Source organism: Haloplanus ruber (assembly GCF_024494725.1).
GTDB classification, from domain to species: Archaea; Halobacteriota; Halobacteria; order Halobacteriales; family Haloferacaceae; genus Haloplanus; species Haloplanus ruber.
In genome coordinates this window covers 117,353-143,842 of the sequence record NZ_JANHDK010000002.1, presented here as the reverse complement: position 1 = coordinate 143,842, position 26,490 = coordinate 117,353, and the positions used below count along the sequence as shown (strand labels likewise).

Below are 26,490 nucleotides of genomic sequence, written 5' to 3'. Positions count from 1 at the left end.
GGCCACGGAGTCGATCCGTGATCGACCTGCGTTCAGACACGGTGACGGCGCCTTCTGACGCGATGCGCGACGCGGCCCGCGACGCCGCGGTCGGGGACGACGTCTATCGCGACGACCCGACGGTGAACGAACTTGAACGGCGGGCGGCCGACCTCGTGGGCTGTGAGGCCGCCCTGTTCGTCCCGACGGGAACGATGGGAAATCAGATCGCGGCCGCGGTCCACGCCGACCCCGGTGGCGAGGTCCTCGTCGACAGCGAGGCCCACGTCGTCCGCTGGGAACTCGGTGGTCTCGCGACGAACGCCGGACTCCAGACCCGGACCGTCGACGCCGGCGACCGGGCTGTCCCCTCGCCGGGGCAGGTACACGCCGGCTGCCACGACCGTGACCTCCACCGTCCGGGGACCGCCCTCTGCTGGCTGGAGAACACGCACAACGCCCGCGGTGGCGTGGCCGTCCCTGCCGAGCGCGTCCGCGAGACGGCCGCTGCCGCCGCCGACAACGGCGTTCCGGTCCACCTCGACGGCGCCCGCCTGTTCAACGCCTGCGTCGCCCTCGATGTCGACCCGGCCGCGATGGTCGCGCCCGTCGACTCCGTGCTCTTCTGTCTCTCGAAGGGGCTGGGCGCGCCGGTCGGGTCGATGCTCGCCGGGAGTGAGGCGTTCGTGGAGGCGGCACGCCGAGAGCGGAAACGTCACGGCGGCGGGATGCGACAGGCGGGAATCGTCGCCGCCCCCGGCTTGGAGGCGCTGTCGAATCGCGACCGTCTCGCGACCGACCACGCAAACGCCGAGCGCCTCGCTGCCGGTCTCGATGCTCTCGACGGTGTGTCGGCGCCGACTCCCGACACCAACATCGTCGTCGCCGACGTCGGGGGGACCGGCCTCGACGACGCGGCGTTCGTCGACGCCTGTGCGGCCCACGACGTGGGTGCCGTTCCGTTCGGCGGGACGACCGTCCGCTTCTGTACGCATCTGGACGTCGACCGGACGGACGTTTCGCGGGCGCTCGACCGGATCGAAGACGCCGTCGCGTCGGCCGCCTAGCGCCGCTACAGTTCCGGCTCGACGTAGACGAACGTCACCCGTTCGTCGCGCTCTCGGAGCTTCGACTCGATCAGGCCGATATCCTCATCGAGGGCCGCCGTATCGAGGTCGTCAGCGAAGCTCACGTCGGCGGCGACGAGGATGTCGTCCGGCCCGACGAACATCGTCCGGAACTGGTCGACGTGTGTTACGCCCGGATGGTCGCGGATGAGCGACTGGAGGTCTTCATCCAAGTTCGCGGGGACGCTCTCGCCGAGGAGAAGGCGCTTGTTCTCCCACGCCAGTGCGAGCGCGAACCCCATCAGGAGGAGGCCGATGAGCGCCGCGGAGACGGCGTCGTAGATGTGGTTGCCCGTCACCCGCGAGAGGACGATGCCGGCGAGCGCCAGCACAGCCCCCCCGAGGGCGATGGCGTCCTCGGTGAAGGCGGTGAGTGTCGTCACGTCGCTCGTCGACCGGAACGCCTCAACCATCCCCGTCCAGCCGTACTCCGCCATCTGGCTCCGGAGTTCGGCGTGTGCCTTTATGAACGCGTATGATTCGAAGGCGATGGCACCGAGGAGGACGGCGACGCTCACGTAGACGGTATCGAAGGTAACACTCGCCACCGTCACCGTTCCGGGCGCGACCTGGTGGCCGTGTCGGATGGCGTCGTAGCCGTGTTTCAGGCTCTCCCACCCCGCGATGCCGAACAGCAGGACCGACACCAGGAAGCTATAGAAAAACTGCGCCTTTCCGTAGCCGAAGGGGTGACCGCGGCTCGGGTCCTTGGCGCTGTATCGGATGCCGATCAGGAGAAACACCTGATTCCCGGTATCGGAGATGGAGTGGTAGGTCTCCGAGAGCATCGACGGACTCCCGGTGAGCAGGAAGGCGCCGAACTTCAGCACCGCGATGGCACCGTTCGCGACCAGTGCGGCGAGAACGACGGACTTGCTGCCAGCCATGTGACGCCCGTCGGCCGGCCCCCGATTCAACCTTCCGACCGCAACCGTGTTGTCGGCGCGACTCCTCGCTCGACCCATGCTCGTCGTCTGTTCGGACACCCACGGCACCGACGACTCCCACCTGCTCGGCCGGACGCGGGAGGCCGTCGCCGCCGCCGACCTCGTGATCCACGCCGGCGACTTTACGACGCCGGCGGTCCTCGATGCCTTCCGCTCGCTCGCCGACCGACTGGTCGCCGTCCACGGCAACGCCGACACCGAGGCCGTCCGCGCGCGACTGCCGCCAGCCGCCACGACGACCTACGCCGACGTCCCGGTCGCGGTCACCCACACCGAACGCGGCGGTGCGACCGGGCTCTCGCTGTTCGGCCGGGAACGCGGCGCTGCCCTCGTCGTCTCGGGACACACCCACCGACCGACGACCGTCGCCGGCGACGACGGCGGGCCGACCCTGCTCAACCCCGGGAGTCACGCCGACCCGCGCGGAAATCGCCCCGGACACGCCGAACTCTGGTCGGTCGACGCCGACCTCCCGCCGGTCGTACGGGACGCCGACCGGCCGGCGTCGGGGCTGGTGGGCGTCCTCCGTACGCCTGACGGCGACGTATTCGACCGGATTCGGGTGCCGCTACAGGACTGACTGGTCCTGGCACGAAACGAAAGCGAAGTGGAGGGCCGAAGTGTCCGCGTGGAGGGCCGAAGCGAGGTCGGGGAGACCACGCAACTATCGATACGATTGACGACATGATATAAACACCGTAGGCTCAAACGCCTATTTGACTCTGTCTGACGTGGCGAAACGGCTTTGTGCGATCCGGTCGACCCTCGTTTCATGTCGAATTCCGCCGTCACGCTCCAGCTCTCCGGACTCCTCGAAGACCCGGTATTCCTCGCGTTGGCGGGGCTGATGCTGTTGCTCGTCTTCTTCGGGTACCTGCTGGTCCGCCGGACGCTCCTCTCGCTCCGTGAGGGATACGACGAGGGATACCGGTAGCGCCGTGGGTCGCGCCCGGTACCCATTAGTACCCCCCTCTCCCAGAACGGCACGAACTGATGGTCGCCACCGGAACGCTGTTGACGTTCGTGGTCGCCGCGATAGCGAGTCTGTTTATGGCGTGGGCCATCGGCGCCGGCTCCTCGGGGTCGACGCCGTTCGCCGCCGCGGTGGGGGCAAACGCCATCTCGGTGATGCGGGCCGGGTTCGTCGTCGGCCTGCTTGGCTTCGCCGGCGCCGTCCTCCAGGGGGCGAACGTCACGGAGGCGGTCGGCACCGAGTTGATTGGTGGCGTCTCGCTGACCGCCACCGCGGCCATCGTCGGCCTGCTCACCGCGGCCATCCTCGTCGCTATCGGGGTCTTCACCGGCTATCCCATCGCTACCGCCTTCACCGTCACCGGCGCCGTCGTCGGCGTCGGCCTCGCCCTCGGCGGCGACCCAGCGTGGGCGAAGTATCGACAGATCGGGCTGTTGTGGGTGCTCACCCCGTTTGTCGGCGGCGGCGTCGCCTACGGCACCGCTCGGCTTCTTCGGTCGCCTTCGATACCCGAACGTTACGCCATCGCCCCGCTTGGCGGCCTCGTCGGCGCCCTCGTGGCCACCATCGACTTCGCGCTCCTCGGCCCACCCGGCGAGGGTGGCTCCATCGCGAGCACCCTCGGGACGGCCGTCCCCGGTGGCACGCCCGTCGTCGCGTTCGCCTGTGCGCTCCTCGTGACTGCGGTCCTCTTTCGCGGCCTCGTCACCGATCCCGAGACGACTCAGCGGCGGTTCCTGCTCACACTCGGCGGACTGGTCGCCTTCTCGGCCGGCGGGAGCCAGGTCGGCCTCGCTATCGGCCCTCTCGTTCCCCTCCTCGACGACCTGGCGATTCCCCTGCCCGCGGTGCTCGCGGGCGGCGGGTTCGGCCTCCTGCTCGGCTCTTGGACCGGCGCCCCGCGCATGATCAAGGCGCTCGCACAGGACTACTCCTCGCTCGGCCCCCGGCGGTCAATCGCGGCGCTCATCCCCTCCTTTGCTATCGCGCAGGCGGCCGTCGCCTTCGGTATCCCTGTCTCGTTCAACGAGATCGTCGTCTCGGCGATTATCGGCTCCGGCTACGCCGCCGGCGGCAGCGGCGTCAGCCGCCGAAAGATGCTCTATACGGTGTTAGCGTGGGTCGGATCGCTCGTCCTCGCGCTGGGGGTTGCCTTCGCCGCCTTCTCCGTCATCGACGCGCTCTGAGTTAGCCCTCGGCCTCCGCCTCTGCCTCTTCGGGGGTCGCTTCGTCGTCTTCCTCGTCGTGGATCGTGATCCGGGCGCTCATGATCCGGGTGTTGTCTACCTGCTCGATCCGGATCGTGACCCCGTCGTAGTCGATGGTCTCGCCCTCCTCGACCAGGCGCCCGGCACGGTTGAAGACAAAGCCCGCGAGCGTCTCGAACTCCTCGCCCTCCGGCAGATCGAGGTCCAACACCTCGTTCACCTCGTCGATGTTGACCTCGCCGCGGACGATCACCACGTCGTCATCGAGGAACTCGAACGGTTCCTCCTCGTCGCCCTCGAGGATGTCGCCGACAATCTCCTCGACCATGTCCTCCAGCGTGATCAACCCCTCCGTGGTGCCGAACTCGTCGATGACGATCACCATCCGCATCCGGTTTTCCTGGATCTCTTCGAGGAGTTCGTCCACGTTCTTCGACTCGGGGACGTGGAGAGTCGGCTGAACCACGTCGGTCAGGTCACCGTCCCCCTCTCCGTAATGTTGCTCGCGGATGAGGTCACGCAGGGTAACGACGCCGATGATGTTGTCGAGGTTCCCCTCGTAGACGGGAATGCGCTCGTGGTCGCTCTGGACGCAGGTTTCGATGGCTTCGTCGATGTCGGCGTCCTTCGGCACCGCGGTCATGTCCAGGCGTGGCGTCATCACCTCCTTGGCGATGGTGCGGTTGAACCGGAAGATGCGCTGGAGCATCTCGCGCTCTTCCTCCTCGATGACGCCCTCGCGCTCCCCGGTCTGGATCATATTCTGGATCTCGTCGCGGGTGACGTAGGTCGTCTCGATGGCCGACCGCCCCCCAGTCACGCGGTTGATGATCCGGGTTAGGTAATCGAAGACGATGACCAGTGGCATGAGCACGAGTTCCGAGTACCTGAGCGGCCGTGCGATCCGCAGCGCCCACGATTCGGTGTTTTCGACCGCGTAGGATTTCGGCGCACTCTCCCCGAACAGGAGGACGAGCGTCGTGATTCCGAACGTCGCGGCGAGCACCGCCCGCCCCTGTGACATGTAGATGGCAAAGAGTCCGGTCGCGATGGAGGACATCGCGATGTTGACGATGTTGTTGCCGACGAGAATCGTGATGAGCAGTCGGTGGGGGTCGGATTTTAGCTCCCGAACCGCCTCGGCCTCGGGGACGCCGTCCTCGACGAGTGCCTCGACCCGGTGTTTGGCGAGCGAGAACATCGCAATCTCCGAGGAGGAGAAAAACGCCGACAGGCCGATCAACACGAGAATCGCTATCGACCCGGCGATGGTGACGGTCGAATCGGTCACTGGCACGATATCGGCAATCTGTGCCGGATATCCGACTCCCGCGGCGCTCGCTGTCGGCGACAAACCCATGGAGTGTTTCCCCTACTCACGGCCCTGAATTAAGCGTTGCCCTCACGCCCTCTCTCCGCCCCGAACGAAGGCCTTAGGCCGCCGCCAGTCCTACGCGTCGGCATGCCCGACGAGGAGCCTCCGATCACCCTGTATCGCCTGCAGGCGTGTCCGTACTGCGAGCGTGTCGTCCGGACGCTGCAGGACCTCGACCTCGAGTACACGTCGCGGTTCGTCGAACCCATGCACTCCGAACGCGACGTCGTCAAGCGGGTCGCGGGGTCGCGTCCCGTTCCCGCTATCGTCGACGAACGAACCGGCGTGACGATGTCCGAATCCGCCAACGTCGTCGACTATCTCGAATCGACGTACGGCGACGGCCTTGTCGACGCCACGGGGGGTGCCGACTGATGGTCGACTTCGAGGTAGTCGACCTCCCCGCTACCGACCACGTTGCCGAGGGCGACGAGGCACCCGACTTCACCCGCCCGCTCGTCAACGACGAGTTCTGGGCGGACGCCAGTCTCTCCGAGTTGACGGCCGAGGGACCCGTCTGTCTCGTCTTCCACTCGATGGACGGCTCGTTCCCCGCGACGTACATCTGGAACGAACTCCGGGACCGCAACGTCGACGAGCACTGCACCGTCGTCGGCGTCTCCATCTCGACGCCCTACGCCCACAAGCGACTCATCGAGGAACGGGACATGGAGTTCGACCTCTTTTCGGACCCCGCGAACGGCGTCGCCGAGGCCTACGGTGTCACCCACGACCTCGACGGCATGACGGGTGTCTCCGAGGCCCGCCCCGCGACCTTCCTGGTCGACGCGGATCGCACCGTGCAGTACGCGTGGGTCGCCGAGGAGTGGCCGGACTTCCCGCCCTACGACGACCTCGAACGAGAGATCCGCGCGCTCGCCGACTGATGGCCCTCGACGACGCTGTCACCGCGGCCCGCGACGGCCGCGCCGTCGTCTACCCCACCGAGACGGTCTACGGTCTCGGCGCCGACGCCACCGACGCCGACGCCGTCGAACGCGTGTTCGACCTGAAAGAGCGGCCGCGGGACAAGCCGCTCTCTCTCGGCGTTCCCGACGTGGACGCGGCGCTCGAACACACCCGGCCGACCGACCGCGCCGAGCGGTTCATGCGCCGCTTTCTCCCCGGCCCCGTCACCGTCGTCGTTCCGCGGCGGCCGACGCTTCCCGACGCGCTTACCGCCGGTCGCGACCGTGTCGGCGTGCGCGTCCCCGACCACGAGACGGCACTCGCTCTCTTTGACCGGACGCCGCCTCTGACCGCCACCAGTGCCAACCGCTCCGGCGCGCCCAGCGTCACCCGGGTCGCCGACCTTGACGCCCGGGTCCGGGACGGCGCGGCCGCCGTCGTCGACGGCGGCGAGACGCCCGGCACCGAGAGCACTGTCGTCGATCCTGCCCGGGGTGTGATCCACCGCCGCGGCGCGATGGCCGACGCGATTGAGACGTGGCTATCGTAAGCTCACAGGCCTAGAGGCCGAGCAACGACCGAAGCGACCGCGACCGGACGCCACACGCCTCGCGGTAGTCACACGCCGCACACTTCGCGTCGTCGTCGATCCGCGGCGGCGGGCCGTCCATCCCCCGCACCGTCCGAATCGTCCGCCGATACGCCGCCTTGTTCCGCGTCGTCAGGTCGACCCGTCGGACGACGCCGTGGGCGGGATACTCGATCAGCGCCGACGGCACCGCGCGTTCGCGCTCCCAAGCCAGCGCCTTCGCCATCGCCACCGCGCGCACCCGCTGGGGGTGCCACACGCCTCGGTCCGGTGGCTGTCCCGGCGAGACGAACGACGGCGTCGGCGGATCGCCCTCGTTGCCCGGCAGAATCTTGTGAGCCACCCCCCGGCACTCCCGTCCCGTCAATCTAACCTCGCGGGCCGCGGGATCGACGAGTTCCGTCCAGTCCTCGCGGCTCGCCAGTCGATCCAGGGCCGCCCGGTACGCCGCAGGCGGGCGGTCGACGGGTTCGGCGGCCAACGTCGCGTCGTCCGCTGCCCTGAGTTCCGGATACCGGAAGGCAAGTGACTGCCGCTTGCGGACCGTCGGCGGTGGCTGACCGTCGTCTCCGTCGCGGTCGGCGTAGTACTGCTGACGCGGACAGTACGCCGCCCGGGCGAGCGCCGAGAACGCGATCACAGCCCCCCTGGCCCCCTGACCGTATTTTAACCTCCGCGTAGCGACGACAGCGTTCTTTGTGATGCCGGTCCCACGCCCCGCTATGTTTCGTCGCCTCCGCGAGACCGGTCCGGGACTGCTCGTCCCCCTCGCCTGGTCCGTCGTCGCCGCCGCCCACGTCGGTGCCGTCTCGTCGCACGCCCTGTTCGTCGCCCACGTGGTGATGGCCGCCCTCCTGGCGACGTTCACCGTCACCGGGTGGGCGGAGATGTCGGCCGGTGTCCTCCGGGCGTGGCGGACCATCATCGCCGTCGGCTTTGCCGCGACGGTCCTCGGTGTCGTCGGATTCGTCGCCGGCCCTGATCCGTTGCTCGCCGTCTCGTTGTACGCCTGGATGGGACTTCCGGCGCTCGGACTGCTCTATACAGGCCGGGCCATCGACGGTCCGGCACCCGCGTATCTCGGCGGCGGGACGGTTGCGGCGCTCGGTATCGTCGTCTACGCGGCCGTGCCATCCGCTGCGGTCCCCGGTATCGCGGTGGTCGGTCTCGGGCAGACCGCCGGTATTCTCCACGCCGTCGCTCGGTACTGATCGGCTCCCGCGTCGCTATCCCGTCCGACACCGCGCGAGATTGGTGGTCGCTATTGTTCAGTATGTGGTATTATAATATAAGTTATCACTGGGAAAGGTTTATTAATTGATAGATACGTTGTGCCGTGATATGGGGGGACACAGCGAGAGCGACTCACGTCCACCGTCGGTGCGACAGCGACGGATCCTCGACCTTGCCGAGGACCATCCGAGCGCGTCGGTGGACGAACTTGCATCGATGCTGTCGACCGGGACGGCGGATTTGGTCGAGCGGGTCCTCGACGAGTACGGGGACCCCGCGGCCGACGACGACCCGGCGGAAACGGGGAGCGACACGCCGGACGCGGACGCCACGGCAGGTGGAGAAGGCGATGCGAAGTCGCCGACGGCGGACGACAACGGCAGCGCACCCGACCCCGGCACGGCGATGACCGACGGACAGGGAACGCCGAAGTCAGAGCCAGCCTCGTCGTCGGAGTCGGAACCGGACGCCGACCAAGTGAGCGACGACTATCCCTCGGTAGCCGACCTTCCCGAGAAACACCGCGAGGCGCTGGCGGCCGTCGCGGCACGGCCGACGGCCACGCAACGGGAGATTGCGGAACGACTTGGGGTGACCCGTGCGACCGTCAGCCGGTGGATGAGCAGCATCGAGGGGTTCGACTGGCGGGACCGCGAGTCGTTCGTCGACGCCGTCTTCGACGACCCGCCGTCGCCCGACGTGACGACCGACGGCGGCCCCACGACCGAGTCCCCGGCATCAGCCGACGGGAACGCCCCGACGCCCGTCACAACGAAACTCGACCGTCTCGAAGAGCGCATCGCGGCCCTCGAAGCGTCCGACGACCCGGACGACGGAGCGTCCGCGTTCGACGACCCCGAACTCGTCCACAAGGTCGTTCACGCCTGTTTGAACGCCGACACCGTCTCAGAGGACGAGGAACTCCGGATCTTAGCGGAGTTGCTGGCGTGACTAAACGACCGTGACGGCGAGGGGGCGTGGGTGCATACGTGTTCGAACGGCTCACGAAGTATCGACCGCCCAACGTGTGTTGCGCCGTCGGCAACGCCTAGAAGATTGCCTGACCGGTCGGTCCTGTGGTTCGAACGCCTCCACACCGGCGAAGCCGTCTCGGAGCATCTCAGGTCGGCAACGCGACGAACAGTGCGGCGATAAAGAGGACGATTACCGCTCCGGTGAGCGTGACGATATACATCCCGGCGGCGACTCCCAGACCGGCGACCGTCCGGAGCGTCAACCACTGCTCCGCCGCCTGTCGCCAACAGTACAGACGGACACCCAGGGTGCCGAGTCCCAGCACCGCTATCGGGTAGCTTACCAGCACCGCACCGAGCCGCCCCGCTCGAAACCGTGGGTCTTGCGGCGTCGACCCGATATGAAGTAGCTTCCAGCCAGCAACGAGTACGACAATTTGACCGAGTGCGATACCACCAACGAGCAACGCATAATTGACCGGAAGCCGGTCGGTTGGCCACCTCCCGAGTCGCGTGCGAACGTCCGAGATCATCAGCGATGGCAGACAGCCGAGGGCGACAACACCGACTACTGCTAGGTGCTGCAACAGCGTCGTCGCGACGTCTCCGATGATCGAATACGGGATCACAGCGTTCGCATGTGTTGGCTCGTGTATATGATTGCCTTTGAGTTAACCAGCGGTTGAAGTCTCACCGTGGACGAATCTCCCCAGCGGCGGCGGGTCCCCGTCCAAGCGGGCCACGGATCGAAATACCGCTCACGAGGCTCGAACGCGCTGTTTCTGAGTCAGAGTCAGAGGGGGAATAATAAACACGCGCCCGACCTAACGAGGACATATGAGGCACGTTCAACTCCGCTCCCAGCGGAGGTGTCCTCACCAGCTATCGGGGCTGGTAGCCCTGCAACGGTCGTACGGGGGGACTACGCGAGACCGATGACCGACGAGTGTACTGCAGCGATCCCGTTGGGCGCGCTTCCGGATCCCGCTCTTGCTTACACCGTAGACGGCCGTGACGCCCGCATTACGACGACGAATCAGAGCTTTGAGCGGCGGTTCGAGTCGACGTCACCCGACGCGCTCGTCTCGACGGTATTCGAGCGATTTTGCCACAGTGCCACGACCGGTGAGCAGGATCCGATGACCCACCTCGTTCGGGGTGATCCCGTCGGAGTCTATCTCGACGGGGACGGAAGTCGGGGGCCGTTTTTCGCGCGGGTGATCCCCGCCGACGGGGACGCCGGATATCTCGTCTTTTCGGACTTAGAGCAGTGTCCCCCTATCGAGGAAATGCCCGCTGTCGATCAGGTCAGTAGTGTGATCAGCCACGACCTTCGTAATCCGCTCGATGTCGCCAAGGCACATCTCACCGCAGCGCGGGAGACGGGGGACCCGGCCCACTTCGACTCGGTCGCCGACGCACACGACCGGATGGAACGGATCATTCGCGACGTTCTCACCCTCACGCGCGGCGACGCCATCGTAGACCCCTCAGAGCACGTCGCTATCGAAGCCGCAGCGACGGACGCGTGGCAATCTGTCGACACGACCGGGGCAACGCTCGAACTCGCCGAATCACTCCCGACCGTCACCGCCGACGCTGATCGGGTTCGACGACTGTTCGAGAATCTGTTCCGGAACAGTGTGGAGCACAACGCCACCGATAGCCGGACACAGCGCAGCGACAGCGTGGAGCGCGACTCCACGAACAGTCGGGGTCGATCCGCGGACGCTCACGACCCGACCGCCGACCGAGAACAGGCAGACCCGAATTCAGCGTCCCGTGACCAGTCGCCCGACCGAAGCGACGAGGAGGCCCCCGAAGACAGCGTGACGATCACTGTCGGCGCGCTCGCGGACGGCTTCTACGTCGCCGACGACGGCACAGGCATCCCCGCGGACGAGCGGGAGACGGTTTTCAGGCCGGGCCACTCGACCATGAACGGCGGGACCGGACTCGGCCTCGCAATCGTCGAACAGATCATCGCTGCCCATGACTGGAACGTCACACTCACCACAGCCGACTGTGGCGGGGCACGGTTCGAGGTCCGCTTTTAGCGCCGATGGTCGACCCTACGACGATGACCGAGAACGAACGTGCGGCCCAACGCGGTGGTTCCACCCATGGATGAGCGACTCCACCGGGCACCGATTGGCGTTCTCGCCGTCTCTGCCGAGGGGGTCGTATTGGACAGCAACGAGGTCGCTCAGACGCTCACCGACGCCACAGATCCGGCTGGAGAGGCGCTTGCGGACGTGTTTCCGCGATCTGTCGACGACACCCTCTTGGCCGCATTCGGCGGTGACTCCGTCACCGAGACGGAGTTCGAGGAGTATTACCCCCACTTGGATCGGTGGCTTGCTGTCTCGGTCGTCGCGCCAGACGAGGGGGGAACGGTCTATCTCCGGGACGTGACAGAGCGAACCCGCGAGAAGCGGTCTCTCGAACAACTCCGACAAGAGCGCGAGCGAACGGAGCTTATCGACCACGTCCGTTCGGACATCCTCGCGGCACTCGTCGATGCCACCTCGCGTGAGGAAATCGCCGAAACGATCTGTCGGGGACTCGGTGAGACCGATCTGTACGAGTTCGCGTGGGTTGGCGAACGCGACGTGGGAGCCGACGATGTCGTCGTTCGGGCCGTCGCGGGGGCGACCGGCGAACTCTTCGAAGCCGTCCGTGACGCGGCCGCCGACGAGACGATGACGACGCCCGAGGAGCGTGCAATCGACGACGGCCGACTCCAGGCTGTCCAGCCACTCACCGACAGTTCCGCCGTTCCCGATCCGGTCCGGACGGCTGGCTTTGCCGACGGCGTCCAGTCCGTCTTGAGCATTCCAGTCGTCTACGGGCCGAACGTCCACGGGGTGGTCGGCGTCTATGCGAGTGGTACCGAAGCGTTCTCCGAACGAGAGCGGGCAAGCTTCGAGACGCTGGGTGAGGTCGCTGGGTTCGCGGTCACCGCGGTTCGAAATCGGAACCTGCTGCTTTCGGATAGCGTCGCAGAGATCACCTTCGAACTCGGCGACGGGTCGGTGCTGGCGCGGCTGAGTCAGTCGCTCGATTCGGCGTTGACACTGGAGGGCTTGGTGCCACAGGCCGACGACGCGCTGTTATGTTTCGTCTCTATCGACGGCGACGGCATCGACCGCATCGATCACGAGACTGCGGGGGTGACACCAATCGAGCGGACGCGAGTCATCCGCGAATCCGAGTCCGGTGGGCGCGTCGAACTCACCGTCCGCGGGTCGACTCCGCTACTCGCCATCTCCTCGCTCGGCGGCACCGTCCGGCGTGCTAGCTTCGACGACGGGACGGGGCGTCTCGTCGTGGACCTGCCCCCGGACGGTGACGTCCGCCGTATCGTGGAGACCGTCGGCCGGGAGTACGACGCCGAGTTCGTCGCCAAGGAGGAACGGAACCGGTCTGTCACGACCGCTCGTGAGTTCCGTGACGAACTGGACGAACGGCTGACGCCGCGACAGCGGACCGTCCTCCGAACCGCCTACTTCGCCGACTACTTCGAGTCGCCTCGGGGAAGCACGGCCGAAGAAGTCGCTGCGTCACTGGATATCACGGGATCGACGCTGCTCCATCACCTGCGTGCCGGCCAGCGGAAGCTTCTGGACGCCTATCTCGACGAGCGTGTGCCGTCCGAGAGAGAGTGAGGTGCCCTCGCAGGTCCCAGTGCCTCCGACTGTACGCAGGGCCTCGCTCCCTCATCGACCGCTCGTCGTGGCGCGACCGGTCGTCACATCTCCCCGCGGTTGATCTCGTCGAACTGAGCGAAGATGTCCTCGTCCGCCAGTAGGCGTCTGGCCTTGGCTTCGAGTCGTTCCGCCCGCTCGGTCACCTCGACAAATCGTTCGTGCTCGCGGTGCTTCTTGGGAGTTAGCTCGGTTTCGAGCACCGCTCGCTTGGCCTCGGCACTGAAATACTTCCCGAGCGTTTCGTAGGCGAGGATTCGTCGCTGTTGATCGACAACCGCACGGACATCCTCGCGGTCGACCGGCTTGCAGAGATAGTCGTCGAACGGCATATCGAGTACTTCGATCCCGGGATCGACCGCGGTCACCATGACAACCCGTCCGTCGTATCCACGCTCGACCAGTTCCGACAGCACGTCGTCGCCGGACATCCCCGGCATATGGCGATCCAGCAGGACGATATCCACCGACGTCTCCGCGACTGCGGAAAGCGCGGTTTCGCCACTGTATGCCGTCTCGACGTCGCAGTAGCCCCGCAGTCGCAATGCATACGCGTCTGCCACCTCCTGTTCGTCGTCGACGACGAGCGTCCGCACCGCCGCACTATCGTTTCCGGACATCTGTCTCGGGTAGTTACACGTTGTCGAGTCCGGAGCTACATAACTGGTGAGCTTCTTCGAGACAGAGCATCTGCACTCCTAGAGTGTCGATCGCTGTGCGGTCTGCATACTTAGCCCCGATATCCAGTATGGACGGCGTTCTCGTAGACGTATGTCGGTTACCTCGACCCAAAAGCCGAAGCAACAACCCGAGTGGACGGCGGATATCGACCTCTCGGCGACTGAACTGTTCGAACTCTTCGGAGACGAATACACTCGCCGCGTGTACCGTACGATCACGGAGCAGCCACGAAGCGGTCGTGGGGTCGCCGAGGCAGCGAACGTCTCCCGCGCGACGGCATACCGCCGCCTCAACGACCTTCGTGAGGCGGGCCTCGTTCGCACCGAGATGATGCTCTGCGACGATGGACATCACAAGGAACGGTTCGAGTCCGTGGCTACGTCTCTCTCCATCTCCCTCGGCGATGGCATTGAGGTCACGGTCGACGCCGCGGACTGATTCTGCCGCTTACGGATCGGGCCTCCATCCCACGACCGGCCCCCGATAGCCGAGTCAGGCGAGTCTCTCGGATGTTGACCCCGCGTCGATCCTTCCAGACCTGTTCGGTCGTGGCTCCACAGCGTTCGGACAGACGTCCCGCCGGAATGTCACGCCGCCCGTCGCCGAGGACGCACTCTATACAACTAGATCGCCGCTCCCCGGGGCGTCTGCATTGGTAGCCACCGATTACAGAGGGTATGGGTGCGACACTACTGGTACGGACGATGACGAGTGCCTTTCCACGCCAGAGTCACGTCGAGTATAGCCCACACGAGCGAACGAACCTCACCGTCTCCAGTGACTCTCAGGAAGATGCCCTCCAAGCGCTGTCGTCGGGGACGGCACAGGCGATCCTAGGGGCGCTAGACGGCGACCCGAAGACGACCTCCGAGATTGCGGACATCGTCGATACGTCGATACAGAACGTCCACCACCACCTCCAGCGACTCGAGGAAAACGACCTCGTCAAACCGGTCGACGCGTGGTACTCCGTCAAGGGCAGAGAGATGACCGTCTACGCGCTCACCGCCGAGAAACTCGTCGTCCAGTTCGGGACCACCGAGCAGTCACCGTGACGGACAACGGCGGTCGGCCCACACTCCCCGGCCCGCCCCGTTTCGGCGACGGACGCCGACGACCGAGTGACCGATTCGCGAGGACGGGCCAGCAACAGGGCCGTGCGAGCGGTGCTATTCGACCTGTTTCCCACTCTCGGTTCGATCCGTGAGATCGGTGAGCGTTATCGTGACTGTCGTGCCGTCCTCGGTTTCGAACGAGAGGTCACCACCGAGTGCGTCGACCCCCCATCTGAGTTGCCAGAGCCCGAGTCCCCGGCCGTGTTGGAGCGGGCTCTCCGTTCCGGCCGCCAGCGATTCGAGTTCGGCCGCTGGAATCCCGGCGCCGTCGTCGCTGATCGCGATACTGTACCCGTCGGCTATCGGCCGTATCGAGACAGTGACACTGGTCTCCGCGTATCTCACTGCGTTTTCTAACGGGCTAGTCAGCGCCGTTCGTAGAATCTCGGCGTCGGTCCAGAGTGTCGCCGTCGGTGGGAACTCCGTGTCGACGGTACTGTCGTCGGATTCGATCTGCGAGAGCAGATCGGGAACTACGACCGTGAGATCAACCGTCTCCGGGTCGGGATCACGGGTCATCAGGTGGTCGATCCGTCGGGCACGAGTGCCAATCGACGCCAACTGGTCCGTTGCCGCCAAGACGGCCTCGACATCGTCGCCCTCCGTTCGGTCGGCTAGCTGCTCTGTGTGGCTTCTGATGACGTCGAGTTGATTCCGGAGGTTGTGTCTGAGCAGTCGGTTGAACACTTCGAGGCGCTGCTCGCGCTGTTCGCGTTCCTCGACGAACTGCTCGAGATCATCACGCATATCGGCCATCGCCTCCCCGACGGGTCCCGGAATCTCCTCGCCGATTGCCGTGTCGTCGAACTCCCGACGGGCGATCTTTTCGGCCTGTGCGGTGATCGTCTCGATATACGCCTTCGTTCTGTGAAGACTGGTGCTGAGCTGTCCGACCTCGTCGCTCCGGTTTCCATCCGGAATCTCGGCCGTCAGATCCCCTTCGGCGACCGCTTCCGCCTGACGCGACAGCCGTCTGATCGAACTGATCGGCCCGAAGTGGATCATCGCGGTGATCAGTACGAAGCCGCCGATGGTGAGTCCGATCAGTCCAGTCAGATCGGCCTGGACCTGGTTGGTCACCGCGAGCGCCGTCGACTTGGGAACTTCCTTGACGACGACCCAGTTGACTCCGTCGCTCGGGACGCTGTGGTACCCTCTCACCTCCGTCTCATCCAGTTCGGCACCGCTGATCGGCGTGAACTGCGTCGGTCGCTCCTCGATTCGGGATTCGACCTCGGTAACGGTCGATTCGCCCTTGTACGGACGAAACTCGTTTGGACTGTTCTTCTCGAACATGACGTACCCACTCACGCCGCCGAGAACGACGGTGCTCGTGCCGTTGGCCGCGTCGGCTGCCGCCGCGACCCGCGTGCTAGGGTGGTACTCGCCGATCAACACGTGCTCTCCATCGCGCGTCGGTGAGGCAATCGCGACCGACATGTTGCCGTCATCCAGATAGACCCACGAGATGAGGGTATCCGCCGTGTCGCCAAACCGGAACACCACCTCCTCGTTGGACGCCGTCTGTCCCCAGTCAATCGCGGTCGCAGCCAGGGGTTCGCCGGCCACATCGTCACTGCTCGCGACGACCTGTTCTGTCGTGCCGTTCGATGGCTGCTCGGTCGGCCGCTCGACGACGTGCAGGCTGACAAGTTCGTCCGACGTTCGATTCAGCTCTCTGGCAAGGGTGGCTTCAGTTCGCGTCTGATTCGACGGATCGATGCCTTGGTGTGAAGATAACAGCCGAATCGACTCCTGTTCTCCCTCGAACCACCGAGCGAGACTCTCTGCTTCGAGTTCCGCGTTGGCTTCGACCGAGTCTAACTGTTCTTCCGTGACTCGGTCGGAGACCTGACTTGCAATCGCCGTCCCGCCGGCGACGATAACGGCGGTAATGAGCAACGAGACAGCAAAGAGCTTCACCGCGTACCGTGAGCGGATCACTTCCGGCAGAAAGCCCTTACTGTCCATTCACGGCCACGTTTTCGGAGGACGATAATAAGAAACACGCCTGTCAGTTCCCACCGACCGATCACGTTCGCGGCGTCGTGTGAGCCGTCGCCCCCTCGGCTAGCAGTCGGACGCGCACCGAACCCAGCCTATCTACGCGTCGGTCGAAGCACATTCTGTGCCGGCGGCCACTCCGTTCGACACACCACACGGTGGGACGTCCCACTTCGATCAGTTTCCGAGCGCGAGACAGTGGGCGTCCAGTTATTACTGTCAAGTGTCACGACTCGCATGCCCGATCTCTCCGCGGGTGATCGACATCCCCAAGCCCCGACCGACGGTCATCGCTGATCGTGCGTTCCCTCGCACGTTGGCCCTCCACGTTCCGAAAGTGAACCACACAACAACTGTCGTCTTCACCGGCACGACAGCCAGCCCGTAGTCCGAGGCATCGAACGGTGAGTCTCGCCACGACACTCACAACGTTGGTGCTCGATGCGCTGGCATCGGCGCTTCTACTGTGGACGACGTGGCGGGCCTACGACTCCAGAGAACAACCCAACGCGGACCCGTTTCTACTACTCGTAACCACGCTGACCCTCTGGGCGGTCTTTGCACTTGGCGCCACGATCATCGGCGCGACGGGCGTGAAAGTCCTCGAACCGTTTTTCGATATCGCGCGGTTCGGTACCTTCTCGTTTCTGCCCATCGCTTGGATCGTCTACGCACTCAGCTATGCCGGTCACGGGCGGATGACGACACGGAAACGGATCGGCCTGCTGTCAGGCATCGTGTTGCCGCTGGTGATCGGCGGGATTACCCTCACTAGTGATGCCTCCAAGTCGGTCGTCGGGCCGGTGATCGGGCTTGCGCTCGGGTGGACGATCCTGTACGGGCTCTCCCTGCTCCTGTATTCCCTGTATGCGACGTATCTCCTGATCGACCTCAGTTGGGGCCATCCGCGCGTTTCGAGCACACAAATCGTTCTGCTGGCGTCCAGCGTCGCGGCTCCGACCCTCCTCACGCTTGTCGCGGACAGTACCCAGCCGGTCGACGGCTCGACGTTCGGACTACTCCTGTCGGGCGTATTGCTGACCGCTTCGATACGACGATATCCGGTGATGACCGGGTTCCCGAAAGCCGACTACGTCGCGCGGACACGCGTGGTCGAAACCCTACAGGAGGCGCTCGTCGTCCTCGACTGGGACGATCACGTCCTCGACGTCAACGAGGCAGCGACAGAACTGTTCGACGGCTCCGCGGAGCGGATCATCGGCGAGCCAGTCCGGTCGGTCATCGACGGACTCGACGGAACCGAATTCCCCACGGGAGCGACGGGAACGGTCGGGCTTCGGACGTCGAAGGGCCGCCGCCGGTTCCAGTTCAGCGTCTCCGCCGTCGACGCAGCCACGCCCGATGACGCGGACAACCCCGTTGCCAGAACCGTGCTCTTCCGCGACATCACCGACCGGGAGACCAGAGAACAGCGACTCGCAGTGCTCAACCGCATCCTCCGACACAACGTGCGAAACGACCTCGATGTCGTGCTCGCGTACGCCGACCACGTCGCCGACGACGACGTACGGACCGGCATTCGAGAGGGCACCACTAGTCTTCTGGAACTGAGCGAAAAGGTCAGAGAGGCGGAGACTGTCATGACCGAGCGCACCGGCACACCGGAATCGGTCGATCTGACCGACGTCGCGAACACCGTCGTCGACCGGGTTCGATCCGAGGACGATTCGGCCACCATCTCGCTCGTCTGCCCCGACAAGGTGGTGATCGCCTCTCACCGCGCTGTCCTGCGACAGGTGCTCTCCGAGTTGGTCGAAAACTCACTCGAACACACCACGACGGACTCGCCGCGTGTCGAAGTCACCGTCCGGGAGGTGTCGGACGAGACGGTCGAACTTTCCGTCGCGGACGACGGCCCCGGACTCCCCGAGCGAGAACAGGATATCCTCGCCGCCGGGACCGAAACACAACTCGAACACGGCCACGGTATCGGACTCTGGTTCGTCAACTGGGCGGTTACCCAGTTGGGAGGCGACCTTCAGTTTCGGGAAAACGACCCCCAAGGCAGCGTCGTCACGGTTCGCCTCTACGACCGGGTAAGCTAGGGGCCGCGGTGGATGCCGTCCGCACCCGACGGACTCAGGCGAGAGACCTGTTCGGGGACGCTGAGCCGCCGCGCAGTTGCACGAACGAATCGGCGATGATACCGTACATGAGGATCACAACCGTCGAGTTGATGACGAGCGAGGCCAGCTGACCGGCGGCCGGCGAGACGAAGGCGAGCAGCGAGCCGACTGCACCACCGATTGCGCCGACGACACCGAACAACACGACGAGTGCGAGCAGTCGCCAGCGGTTTCCGCTCGCCAGCTCCCAGCTCCGACGGAACGCCTCGACCACCCCGGTGTCCTCGACGGCGACGGCAAATAGTGCGAACTGGAGGCTCACGGCGAGAAACAGTCCGGGGACGAGGAGAAACGCGAACCCAATCGGAATCACCACTCCAAGGACGACGCTGATAACGGTCGCGGACAGAAACGCACGCCCGATACGCCGGGTAAACAGGTTCCCGGGAAGCGACGAGAGCGCGGAGAGGTCACGCGACAACAGACGCGCGGTCACGAGAAAGATGCCGATGCCGAACAACAGCGCGAGTACGGCCACCGCGGCTGCAACCTCGGTCGATAGCGGGAGTGCGAAGCCGACTCCGGCGCCGTTGGCTTGCACTTCCGACGGGAGTCGATTTACGATGACGGCGTTGAACGATCCGAGAAACAGGACCTGATAGCAGATCATCAACACGAGTGCAACGATGCCACTGATCGAGAGCGAACGTCGGGCACCACGCCCGATCGCTCGGCCTAACTGGAGGGCCATGCGTGGCGCGTCGAGAGTGAGACGTATGAAACGTCGTCCACGGTCTCTGGTTCGGCAATCCCGGCAAGCTCGGCCGTCTGCGGGTGCCGGTGTTGCCGGGCCTGAGACGTCTGTGCTGTATTGATACCTCGACGGGCCGTCGAGTCGTTCGTGACGGTCATCAGCGCAACGAACCTCTCGAAGCGCTACGACGACGTGCTCGCCCTCGACCGGGTCGACCTAAACGTCGAGGCCGGCGAAACGTTCGGATTTCTCGGGCCGAACGGCGCGGGGAAGTCGACGTTCATCGACATCCTGCTCGGATTCGTCGCGCCGAGTGACGGCACGATGTCGGTGTTCGGGCACGACTGCCAGGACGACGGCGTGGCCGTCCGTGAACGCGTCGGCGTCCTTCCGGAGGGGTACGCCCCGTTCGACGGACTCTCGGGGCGTCAGCACGTCGAATACGCCATCCGGTCGAAGGACGTCGACGAGAATCCCGTCGACGTGCTCTCCCGTGTCGGACTCCGTGACGATGCCGCGCGCCCGGCGACGGACTACTCGAAGGGCATGCGCCAGCGACTCGCGCTCGCGATGGCGCTCGTCGGGGAGCCGGACCTTCTCGTCCTCGACGAGCCGACGACCGGCCTAGATCCGAACGGCGCCGCCGAGATGCGAACCATCCTCCGTGAGGAGACCGACCGTGGCGCGACGATTTTCTTCTCGAGTCACGTCCTCGAGCAGGTCGAGGCGGTCTGTGACCGGGTCGGAATCCTCCAGAACGGCCGGTTGATCGCGACCGACACCATCAGCGGGTTGCGCGATGCAATCGGCGGTGGCACGAAACTGGTCATCACGCCCGCGGCGGTCGACGACGACGCCCTCGATGCCGTCCGGCGGATCGACGGCGTCGAGACGGCAGTCGAACGTGACGGCGCCATCGAGGCGACGTGTACCAACGACGCGAAGATGGACGCACTGGTCGAACTCCACGACGCCGGCGTCGAGGTCGTGAACTTCCGCACCGAGGAGGCATCGCTCGAAGACATGTTCGTCGAATTCACCGGAGGCGCGCGGGCGTGACGTGGCGCGTGATCGCTCGTCGGGACTGGCGGCTGTTACTCGACGCTCGGCTCCCAAAGATTGCGCTCGTCGGGTTGGTCGCCGTCGTGTCCATCGCGGCGTACGTCTACCCCGTTATCGGCACCGAACCGATCACGACGAGTCGGTTCGGGGCCTTCGTCACTGGTTGGCTTGGGGGAATTCTCCCCGCAATCGGCGTGTTGTTCGGCTACGGCGCTATCGCCCGCGAACACGAATCCGGGGCGCTTCGACTCGCGCTGTCGATGCCACACGGCCGCTCGACGCTCGTGCTCGGACGGTTCGTCGGGCGGGCAGGCGTGTTAGCGGCGGCCATCGTCGTCGGCATGATGATCGCAGGGGCGCTGGTTGTCTACCCGCTTGGAACGCTGCACCCGCTTCGCTTTCTGGCGCTCGTGCTCCTGACTGTCGCCCACGGTGCTACCTGGGTCGGCATCGGCGTCGCCGCGTCGGCACTCGTCACGACGAACCGCCAGGCGCTCGTCCTCGCCGTCGTCGCGCTCTTCGTGTTGGTGATCGTCTGGGACGCTGTCACGGCGGGAGCCGAGGCCGGGGTTGTCGCGGCGGGAATCACCGACGGTCCGATCCGTACCGTGGTTCAGATCGGTGCACAACTCGACCCCGGAAGCGCCTTCGACACGCTCGTCACCGCCCTCGCCGTGAGCGACCGGAGCGCTGGCGCGTGGTATGACGGTCCGACGCTTGCGCTTCCCGTCTTGATCGGCTGGCTTTTCGGCCCGCTATCCCTGGCGATCCTCCGGTTCAAGTGGAGAGACCTCGCGTGACCTGGCGCGATGTCGCCACCCGAGATATCCGCGGTGCCAGCCGGTCGGCCGGCATCTGGATTGTCGGCGGGGTTCAGATCCTCCTGTTCGTGGGGGTCACCGTCGTGGAGTTCGTGCTCAACGACGGCTCGTTCCTGACGTATATCGAGCGTCTCACGGGGGTGGTCGCGGTGACGATTCCGCTCGTTGCACTCCTGCTCGGCTACAAATCGATCCTCGCGGAGCGGGCCGGCGGCCAACTCCGGCTCGCCCTCTCCGTTCCACACTCCCGCCGAGACTTGGCAGTCGGCAAGCTCGTCGGGCGGTGTTTCGTCTTCGTCGTACCGACAGCGCTCGCGCTCTGTCTCGCCGGCGGCATCGCCGTTACACTTGCCGACGGGAGTGTCCCGTGGCTGTGGTTGCCGTGGTTCGCCGGCGTAACGATCCTGTATGGGGTGGCGTTCGTCGGGGTGGCCGTCGGCGTCTCGCTGTCGACAGCCACCGGTCGACGCGTGACCGTCGGTGCCATCGGCGCGTATCTGGCGACTGTCGTCCTCTGGGAGGATCTTCATACGGCGGTGCTTTTGATTCTCCACCGGTTCGACACGGCGGTACTACGCGATATGCCTAGCTGGGCCCTCTTCGCCCGTCTCGCGGCACCGAGCGAATCCTACGAGTTGCTCGTCCGGACCGGGTTCGCCGTCGACCGGGCCGGTCGGTACGTCGACAGCGGCGTCGCGTCTATCACGTGGTTGACGGCGCTCGGGCTGTTGGTCGCGTGGACGCTCGTTCCCGTCGCACTCGGCTACCGCCGGTTCGAGGCCGCGGACCTGTAGCGAATCCGAGTTCGTCGGCGTGCGAGTTCTGCGCCACCCGCAGTCTCTATTCCGTCGACCGTGCGTTCACGGGAACAACTCTTTTACTCGTCTCAGCAAAGGGAACCATATGCCTACGGACGAAGCCGAGCTGCTCAGACAGGAGCTGGAGTCGGTGTTCAGTGCCGCGGACTTCCCGGTCGAGGACCCGATGGAGCTGGTGCCAGTGCTGCCGGACGGCCCGGCAACCACATTCGAGGCCGGCGACGTGACAGTCAGCGTGATGGACTTCGGAGCCAAGTACGGCGACTACCAGGAGTATCCCTACGAGACGGCCGAGGATCTCGTCGACGATCTACTCACCGGCTTTCACGAGGAAGGGCTGTTCGAGTAGCGGGCCGTGGGTGTCGTCCTTCTGCGGGGTTCGTTCCACCCCCGACCGCCGGCTCCGACACACCTGGTCCGATCCCGTTACTGCTCGGCCAGCCAGGATTTGGCCTCCGCTTCCGTCGGAAACACGCGGAATTCGTAGTCCGGATGGATGGCGCTCAGATCCTTCTCTACCTGCTCCATCTCCATGCTGGCAATCGTCGATTCGCCGTAAACGCCGGCACCGCGGCGAATCCCCTGTTCGACGAGGTCGGGTATCCACGTCTCGGCGAGCCACTGCTTGTCAGCGTCCTCGTGGGCGGTGATCTCCCGCGTATCGACGATGTACTTGTCGACACCGCGTTCGGCCATGATCTCTTCCCACCGCCGGGAGTTCTCTCGGAACTCCTCTCCCTCGGTGAATCCGTCCCATCTAAAAATCGGTACGTCGAGCTCTGTATCCCAGTTGACGGTGTACGCGTCCGCCTCTTCGAGTAACTCTACCGTCATGCATTGCGATCCTCGCGAATCGACCGACAAAATATCACGGTCACCACTATCACTCGTGATACGTGATGGCTAGGTGTGGCGGACTCCACATCGCTAGTGCGACACGCTTGGGTCAACGATCTGTTCGAGGTCGAACAACTGCAGATCGTCACGGTCGGCCGCTGCATCCTGGACAGATTGCGTGAACCCGTTTCGGGCGAATAGCGCATACTCGTGCTTGATTTCGCTACCTTCAGGCGACCATCGAATCTCATCAGTATGATCCTCAAGCGAGGCGAGCGCACTGTAACCGAGAGGCGCGGACGTGAACTTGCATTCCCCAGTCACCATCGTCCCGCCTGTAGCGAACCCAACTACAGCTACCTCGTACTCGTTGTACCACCAGCGGCCGATATCGGTGAACCTCAGATCGGGATAGCAATCAGGAAGGATGACCTGACAGCAACTTTCAAACTCCTGACTCACGAAATCCGCGAGCTCCGGTTCGATGACTGTCTCGTAGGCGTCGACGCCCGAAAATCACGACCATGTCAGCATCATCCGACACGTAGCAGTCTCGAAGCCGACTGAGTTCGTCCTCCCGATCCACGAATCGCTCCATATCTTCTGAGTGGCGTCCAGTCAAATAAGACCCCCAAATAGACTAATTCAGAATAGGCTAACCGAAAATAGGCTATCTGAATATTGTTTTCTGGACAGAATACGGTGACAGCAGAAACGACCCGTTATCCTCGCTCATGAGATACGTGTTGCCCCCACAACGAGCGAATGATTACGGGGGTACCGCTCCCAGTCATCAGCGAAGGCACGACAGCGGCGACCCGCATTCACCGTATGAGTGAACTCCAGATTGCCCGAAATGTATGTTCGGTTCGGCAAACGTGGAACTATGGGTTTCAGGCGGTCACGCGCTCGAATACGTTGGCTCACAATCGTGTAAATTCTGGATGGGCCCTGCCGGATTTGAACCGCGCGGACTTCGCTTCGCTCGTCCGCTGGGCTCGAATCCTTTGTGTGGTCTTTTTCCCCAAGTTTTTGCGAGGGAGCGGAGCGACCGAGGAAAAAGTGGGATGGGCCCTGCCGGATTTGAACCAGCGATCACCCGGTGTCCCATGACCGCGGCAGTCTCGCCGCGAGCCAGTATGAGCCGGGCGCTTTAACCGGACTAAGCTAAGGGCCCTACAACGGCTCTCCACGCTCCGGCGTCTTGAACGTGCCGGACACCGCATCGCCCTCTCCGACCGGCGTCCGGTCGGCTCCGGCGGTCCCGTGTCGATCGTGCCGCGAATTCGCCGGCAACGATCCGCCGACGGCGACGGCCGCCGATCAAAACCTTGAGTACGGTCGTCGTTCAAGGTGGAGTAACAGCGGTCGTCGACAACGTCGGGTCGGCCCAGTCGACGGCCATCGCTGTCGCCGACAACCGCTCATGACAGACACGCCCGTCTCCAACGTCCTTCTCGTCACTGTGGACTCTCTGCGCGCCGACGCCATCGAACCGTACGGCGGTGAGTACGCCACGCCAACACTGGCCGCACTCGCCGACCGCGGCACCGTCTTCGAGAACGCCTTCGCCCACGGCAACTGGACGCCGATGTCGTTCCCGTCGATTCTCGCCTCCCGACCGGTGTTCGCCGACACCGGCCGTATCGGCGTCGACGGGACTACCACCCTCGCCGAACGGCTCCGGTCCGCGGGCGTCGCCACCGGCGGCTTCAACGCCGCCAACGGCTTTCTCACCGAACACTGGGGGTACGACGACGGGTTCGACGACTTCGACGCGTTCGTCGGCGGCGGCGCGGACGGCCGTGCCGGCGAGTTCGTCGCTGCCCACCCGACCTGGGGGGCGTGGCTCCAACTCGTCACCTCCCCGTTTCGCCGGGCCGGAAGCTTCCTCCGCGGCGGGAGCGACGAACAACCCTTCACCGACGCCTCGCGGATGCTAGACGTAGAGCACGAGGCCACCTCCTTCCTCGAGGAGGCGGACGGCCCGTTTTTCCTGTGGGTCCACTACATGGACGCTCACACGCCGTACGTCCCCGCACCGCGATACCTGCGTGAGGTCACCGACCGCCGCGTCGGCAAGGCGCGGATGCTGGTCGCCCACGTCCGAACGGGCTTGGGGTGGTCGGTCGGTGACGGCACGCTCGCCGACCTGCGAACCCTGTACCAGGCCGCGGTCCGTCAGGTCGACGCCAGCCTGGACCGACTGCTCGCGTCGCTCGATACCGCGGGCCTCGCGGACGACACCGCCGTCGTCGTCGCTGGCGACCACGGCGAGGAGTTCATGGATCACGGCCACCTCGCTCACTATCCCAAACTCTACGACGAACTCGTCCACGTGCCGTTGCTGGTCGACGTCCCCGGCCTCCCGGCCGGCCGTGTCCCCGAACACGTCGGCCTCGACGCCATCCCGCCGACGGTCTGTGACCTACTCGGGGTCGACCCCGCGCCGGAGTGGGCCGGCGAGAGCCTTCTGCCGACGCTCCGTGACGGTGTCGCGCCGCCAGATGAGCCAGTGGTGACCGTCACCGTCCGCGGCGAGGACGTGACCCAGCAGCCGATTCCTCGGTCGCTCGACGAGGGGGAGCTGTTGGTGAGCGCCCGTGACGCCGACTGGCTCTACATCCGAAACACCGAGACGGGCGCGGAGGAACTCTACGACCGCCGGTCGGACCCCGAACAGCGCACCGACCTGGCGACGGCCGACGATCCGTCTGCCGTCGCCGCCCGCGAGCGTCTCCGCGAGGCCGTCCTCGATCACGTGACGACCCTCGACGCGGTCGACCGCGACGCGCCCGCGGCCGGCGTCGACGAGGATATCGAGACGCGGTTAGAAGCACTTGGCTATCGCTGACGATGCTCAGACGCTTCTTGCGAGCGGTCTTGGTCGGACCGGAGGCGCCACAGATCCGCCGGTTTTTCCTCGTCGGCGCCCTCGCGGCCGGCCTCCAGACGGCCCTACTCGGCACGCTCGTCGAGTGGGGGAACATTCAGTATCTCATCGCGGCGACCCTCTCCATCGAGGCGACCATCATCTTCCAGTACGGTGTCAACAACCGCTGGACATTTTACGACTCCCGACACGACGGCTGGCGCGAGTACGGCCGTGGTCTCCTGCGGACGAATCTCGTCCGTGGCTCGGCCATCCCGATCCAGGTGGGCGTGCTGTACGCCCTCGTCTCGGCGGCGACTGTGCCCTATCTCGTCGCCAACGGCGTCGGCATCGTCATCAGCGGCGTCTATCGCTACGTCCTCGACTCGCGGTGGACGTGGAAGGGTTGAGACGGCGA

General features: G+C 65.2%; 28 protein-coding genes, 1 tRNA gene and 1 pseudogene. 20 read left to right on the top strand and 10 right to left on the bottom strand.

The window, feature by feature from the left end:
- Positions 1 to 17: 17 nt before the first annotated feature.
- Complete coding sequence (locus tag NO878_RS08855; protein WP_256405631.1) at positions 18 to 1,046, top strand: threonine aldolase family protein; 1,029 nt, start codon at positions 18 to 20, stop codon at positions 1,044 to 1,046.
- Positions 1,047 to 1,051: 5 nt separating this feature from the next.
- Here NO878_RS08855 and NO878_RS08850 read toward each other — a convergent pair whose 3' ends face one another.
- Positions 1,052 to 1,993: a cation diffusion facilitator family transporter gene (locus tag NO878_RS08850; RefSeq protein WP_256405630.1), complete on the bottom strand. Its 942-nt coding sequence runs from the start codon at positions 1,991 to 1,993 to the stop codon at positions 1,052 to 1,054.
- A gap of 76 nt (positions 1,994 to 2,069) precedes the next feature.
- Between NO878_RS08850 and NO878_RS08845 the strand changes: the two genes are divergently transcribed.
- From NO878_RS08845 to NO878_RS08835, 3 genes are all read left to right on the top strand, one after another.
- Entirely contained in the window at positions 2,070 to 2,633 is a 564-nt protein-coding gene (locus NO878_RS08845) for a metallophosphoesterase (protein WP_256405629.1), read from the top strand.
- A 192-nt stretch (positions 2,634 to 2,825) separates the two neighbouring features.
- Positions 2,826 to 2,987, top strand: coding sequence for a DUF7859 family protein (locus NO878_RS08840; protein ID WP_256405628.1), 162 nt, complete (start codon positions 2,826 to 2,828; stop codon positions 2,985 to 2,987).
- 59 nt (positions 2,988 to 3,046) lie between these two features.
- Complete coding sequence (locus tag NO878_RS08835; RefSeq protein WP_256405627.1) at positions 3,047 to 4,213, top strand: inorganic phosphate transporter; 1,167 nt, start codon at positions 3,047 to 3,049, stop codon at positions 4,211 to 4,213.
- A 1-nt stretch (position 4,214) separates the two neighbouring features.
- On the opposite strand, the gene NO878_RS08830 is transcribed toward NO878_RS08835, so the two are convergent.
- The gene (locus NO878_RS08830; RefSeq protein WP_256405626.1) at positions 4,215 to 5,594 is read right to left on the bottom strand and encodes a hemolysin family protein; all 1,380 of its coding nucleotides are present in this window, start codon (positions 5,592 to 5,594) and stop codon (positions 4,215 to 4,217) included.
- A gap of 102 nt (positions 5,595 to 5,696) precedes the next feature.
- Here NO878_RS08830 and NO878_RS08825 point away from each other — a divergent pair, with 102 nt between their 5' ends.
- From NO878_RS08825 to NO878_RS08815, 3 genes are read left to right on the top strand one after another with little or no spacing between them, the layout of a single operon-like run.
- Positions 5,697 to 5,984 carry a glutathione S-transferase N-terminal domain-containing protein gene (locus tag NO878_RS08825; protein ID WP_256405625.1) on the top strand — a complete coding sequence of 96 codons (288 nt, stop codon included), beginning with the start codon at positions 5,697 to 5,699 and terminating at the stop codon, positions 5,982 to 5,984.
- On the top strand, positions 5,984 to 6,496 hold the full coding sequence (locus NO878_RS08820; RefSeq protein ID WP_256405624.1) for a redoxin domain-containing protein: 513 nt from the start codon (positions 5,984 to 5,986) through the stop codon (positions 6,494 to 6,496). The genes NO878_RS08825 and NO878_RS08820 overlap by 1 nt, the downstream gene beginning before the upstream one ends.
- A complete protein-coding gene (locus NO878_RS08815) occupies positions 6,496 to 7,068 on the top strand; it encodes an L-threonylcarbamoyladenylate synthase (RefSeq protein ID WP_256405623.1) in 573 nt (190 codons plus the stop codon). The genes NO878_RS08820 and NO878_RS08815 overlap by 1 nt, the downstream gene beginning before the upstream one ends.
- A 10-nt stretch (positions 7,069 to 7,078) precedes the next feature.
- Here NO878_RS08815 and NO878_RS08810 read toward each other — a convergent pair whose 3' ends face one another.
- Positions 7,079 to 7,747 carry a CRISPR-associated protein Cas4 gene (locus NO878_RS08810; RefSeq protein WP_256405622.1) on the bottom strand — a complete coding sequence of 223 codons (669 nt, stop codon included), beginning with the start codon at positions 7,745 to 7,747 and terminating at the stop codon, positions 7,079 to 7,081.
- Positions 7,748 to 7,829: 82 nt separating this feature from the next.
- Between NO878_RS08810 and NO878_RS08805 the strand changes: the two genes are divergently transcribed.
- Together NO878_RS08805 and NO878_RS08800 are read left to right on the top strand one after the other, a co-directional pair.
- Complete coding sequence (locus NO878_RS08805; protein WP_256405621.1) at positions 7,830 to 8,318, top strand: hypothetical protein; 489 nt, start codon at positions 7,830 to 7,832, stop codon at positions 8,316 to 8,318.
- A 130-nt stretch (positions 8,319 to 8,448) separates the two neighbouring features.
- Positions 8,449 to 9,291 carry a winged helix-turn-helix transcriptional regulator gene (locus NO878_RS08800; RefSeq protein ID WP_256405620.1) on the top strand — a complete coding sequence of 281 codons (843 nt, stop codon included), beginning with the start codon at positions 8,449 to 8,451 and terminating at the stop codon, positions 9,289 to 9,291.
- A 169-nt stretch (positions 9,292 to 9,460) separates the two neighbouring features.
- Here NO878_RS08800 and NO878_RS08795 read toward each other — a convergent pair whose 3' ends face one another.
- Positions 9,461 to 9,943 (bottom strand): hypothetical protein, encoded by a 483-nt coding sequence (locus NO878_RS08795; protein WP_256405619.1) that lies wholly within the window; start codon positions 9,941 to 9,943, stop codon positions 9,461 to 9,463.
- A gap of 306 nt (positions 9,944 to 10,249) precedes the next feature.
- On the opposite strand from NO878_RS08795, the gene NO878_RS08790 reads away from it, so the two are divergent.
- Positions 10,250 to 11,371 carry a sensor histidine kinase gene (locus tag NO878_RS08790; RefSeq protein WP_256405618.1) on the top strand — a complete coding sequence of 374 codons (1,122 nt, stop codon included), beginning with the start codon at positions 10,250 to 10,252 and terminating at the stop codon, positions 11,369 to 11,371.
- Positions 11,372 to 11,437: 66 nt separating this feature from the next.
- The gene (locus tag NO878_RS08785; protein ID WP_256405617.1) at positions 11,438 to 12,982 is read left to right on the top strand and encodes a bacterio-opsin activator domain-containing protein; all 1,545 of its coding nucleotides are present in this window, start codon (positions 11,438 to 11,440) and stop codon (positions 12,980 to 12,982) included.
- Positions 12,983 to 13,065: 83 nt separating this feature from the next.
- Here NO878_RS08785 and NO878_RS08780 read toward each other — a convergent pair whose 3' ends face one another.
- Entirely contained in the window at positions 13,066 to 13,641 is a 576-nt protein-coding gene (locus tag NO878_RS08780) for a response regulator (protein ID WP_256405616.1), read from the bottom strand.
- Positions 13,642 to 13,792: 151 nt separating this feature from the next.
- Here NO878_RS08780 and NO878_RS08775 point away from each other — a divergent pair, with 151 nt between their 5' ends.
- Complete coding sequence (locus NO878_RS08775) at positions 13,793 to 14,140, top strand: winged helix-turn-helix domain-containing protein (RefSeq protein ID WP_256405615.1); 348 nt, start codon at positions 13,793 to 13,795, stop codon at positions 14,138 to 14,140.
- Positions 14,141 to 14,406: 266 nt separating this feature from the next.
- The gene (locus tag NO878_RS08770; RefSeq protein WP_256405614.1) at positions 14,407 to 14,757 is read left to right on the top strand and encodes an ArsR/SmtB family transcription factor; all 351 of its coding nucleotides are present in this window, start codon (positions 14,407 to 14,409) and stop codon (positions 14,755 to 14,757) included.
- A 114-nt stretch (positions 14,758 to 14,871) separates the two neighbouring features.
- Here NO878_RS08770 and NO878_RS08765 read toward each other — a convergent pair whose 3' ends face one another.
- Entirely contained in the window at positions 14,872 to 16,788 is a 1,917-nt protein-coding gene (locus NO878_RS08765) for a HAMP domain-containing sensor histidine kinase (protein WP_256405613.1), read from the bottom strand.
- 437 nt (positions 16,789 to 17,225) lie between these two features.
- Here NO878_RS08765 and NO878_RS08760 point away from each other — a divergent pair, with 437 nt between their 5' ends.
- Positions 17,226 to 18,887: an ATP-binding protein gene (locus NO878_RS08760; protein ID WP_256405612.1), complete on the top strand. Its 1,662-nt coding sequence runs from the start codon at positions 17,226 to 17,228 to the stop codon at positions 18,885 to 18,887.
- Between the two features lie 34 nt (positions 18,888 to 18,921).
- Here NO878_RS08760 and NO878_RS08755 read toward each other — a convergent pair whose 3' ends face one another.
- Positions 18,922 to 19,659 (bottom strand): DUF7847 domain-containing protein, encoded by a 738-nt coding sequence (locus NO878_RS08755; RefSeq protein WP_256405611.1) that lies wholly within the window; start codon positions 19,657 to 19,659, stop codon positions 18,922 to 18,924.
- 150 nt (positions 19,660 to 19,809) lie between these two features.
- Here NO878_RS08755 and NO878_RS08750 point away from each other — a divergent pair, with 150 nt between their 5' ends.
- The 4 genes from NO878_RS08750 to NO878_RS08735 all read left to right on the top strand — a co-directional run bounded on the left by NO878_RS08750 (position 19,810) and on the right by NO878_RS08735 (position 22,712).
- On the top strand, positions 19,810 to 20,721 hold the full coding sequence (locus NO878_RS08750) for an ABC transporter ATP-binding protein (RefSeq protein ID WP_256405610.1): 912 nt from the start codon (positions 19,810 to 19,812) through the stop codon (positions 20,719 to 20,721).
- Complete coding sequence (locus NO878_RS08745; protein ID WP_256405609.1) at positions 20,718 to 21,524, top strand: ABC transporter permease; 807 nt, start codon at positions 20,718 to 20,720, stop codon at positions 21,522 to 21,524. Before NO878_RS08750 ends, NO878_RS08745 begins: the two co-directional genes overlap by 4 nt.
- A complete protein-coding gene (locus NO878_RS08740) occupies positions 21,521 to 22,339 on the top strand; it encodes an ABC transporter permease subunit (protein WP_256405608.1) in 819 nt (272 codons plus the stop codon). The genes NO878_RS08745 and NO878_RS08740 overlap by 4 nt, the downstream gene beginning before the upstream one ends.
- A gap of 109 nt (positions 22,340 to 22,448) precedes the next feature.
- On the top strand, positions 22,449 to 22,712 hold the full coding sequence (locus NO878_RS08735) for an MTH865 family protein (protein ID WP_256405607.1): 264 nt from the start codon (positions 22,449 to 22,451) through the stop codon (positions 22,710 to 22,712).
- 77 nt (positions 22,713 to 22,789) lie between these two features.
- On the opposite strand, the gene NO878_RS08730 is transcribed toward NO878_RS08735, so the two are convergent.
- The 3 genes and pseudogenes from NO878_RS08730 to NO878_RS08720 form a co-directional block, all read right to left on the bottom strand.
- Positions 22,790 to 23,197: a hypothetical protein gene (locus NO878_RS08730; RefSeq protein ID WP_256405606.1), complete on the bottom strand. Its 408-nt coding sequence runs from the start codon at positions 23,195 to 23,197 to the stop codon at positions 22,790 to 22,792.
- A gap of 93 nt (positions 23,198 to 23,290) precedes the next feature.
- Positions 23,291 to 23,710: pseudogene (locus NO878_RS08725) on the bottom strand (DUF234 domain-containing protein); the annotation flags it as partial.
- 558 nt (positions 23,711 to 24,268) lie between these two features.
- Positions 24,269 to 24,377: transfer RNA gene (locus NO878_RS08720), tRNA-Ile, on the bottom strand.
- A 249-nt stretch (positions 24,378 to 24,626) separates the two neighbouring features.
- Between NO878_RS08720 and NO878_RS08715 the strand changes: the two genes are divergently transcribed.
- Together NO878_RS08715 and NO878_RS08710 are read left to right on the top strand one after the other, a co-directional pair.
- Entirely contained in the window at positions 24,627 to 26,054 is a 1,428-nt protein-coding gene (locus tag NO878_RS08715) for a sulfatase (protein ID WP_256405605.1), read from the top strand.
- Positions 26,055 to 26,056: 2 nt separating this feature from the next.
- Positions 26,057 to 26,482, top strand: a complete 426-nt coding sequence (locus tag NO878_RS08710; RefSeq protein WP_256405604.1) for a GtrA family protein — start codon at positions 26,057 to 26,059, stop codon at positions 26,480 to 26,482.
- Positions 26,483 to 26,490: the final 8 nt, after the last annotated feature.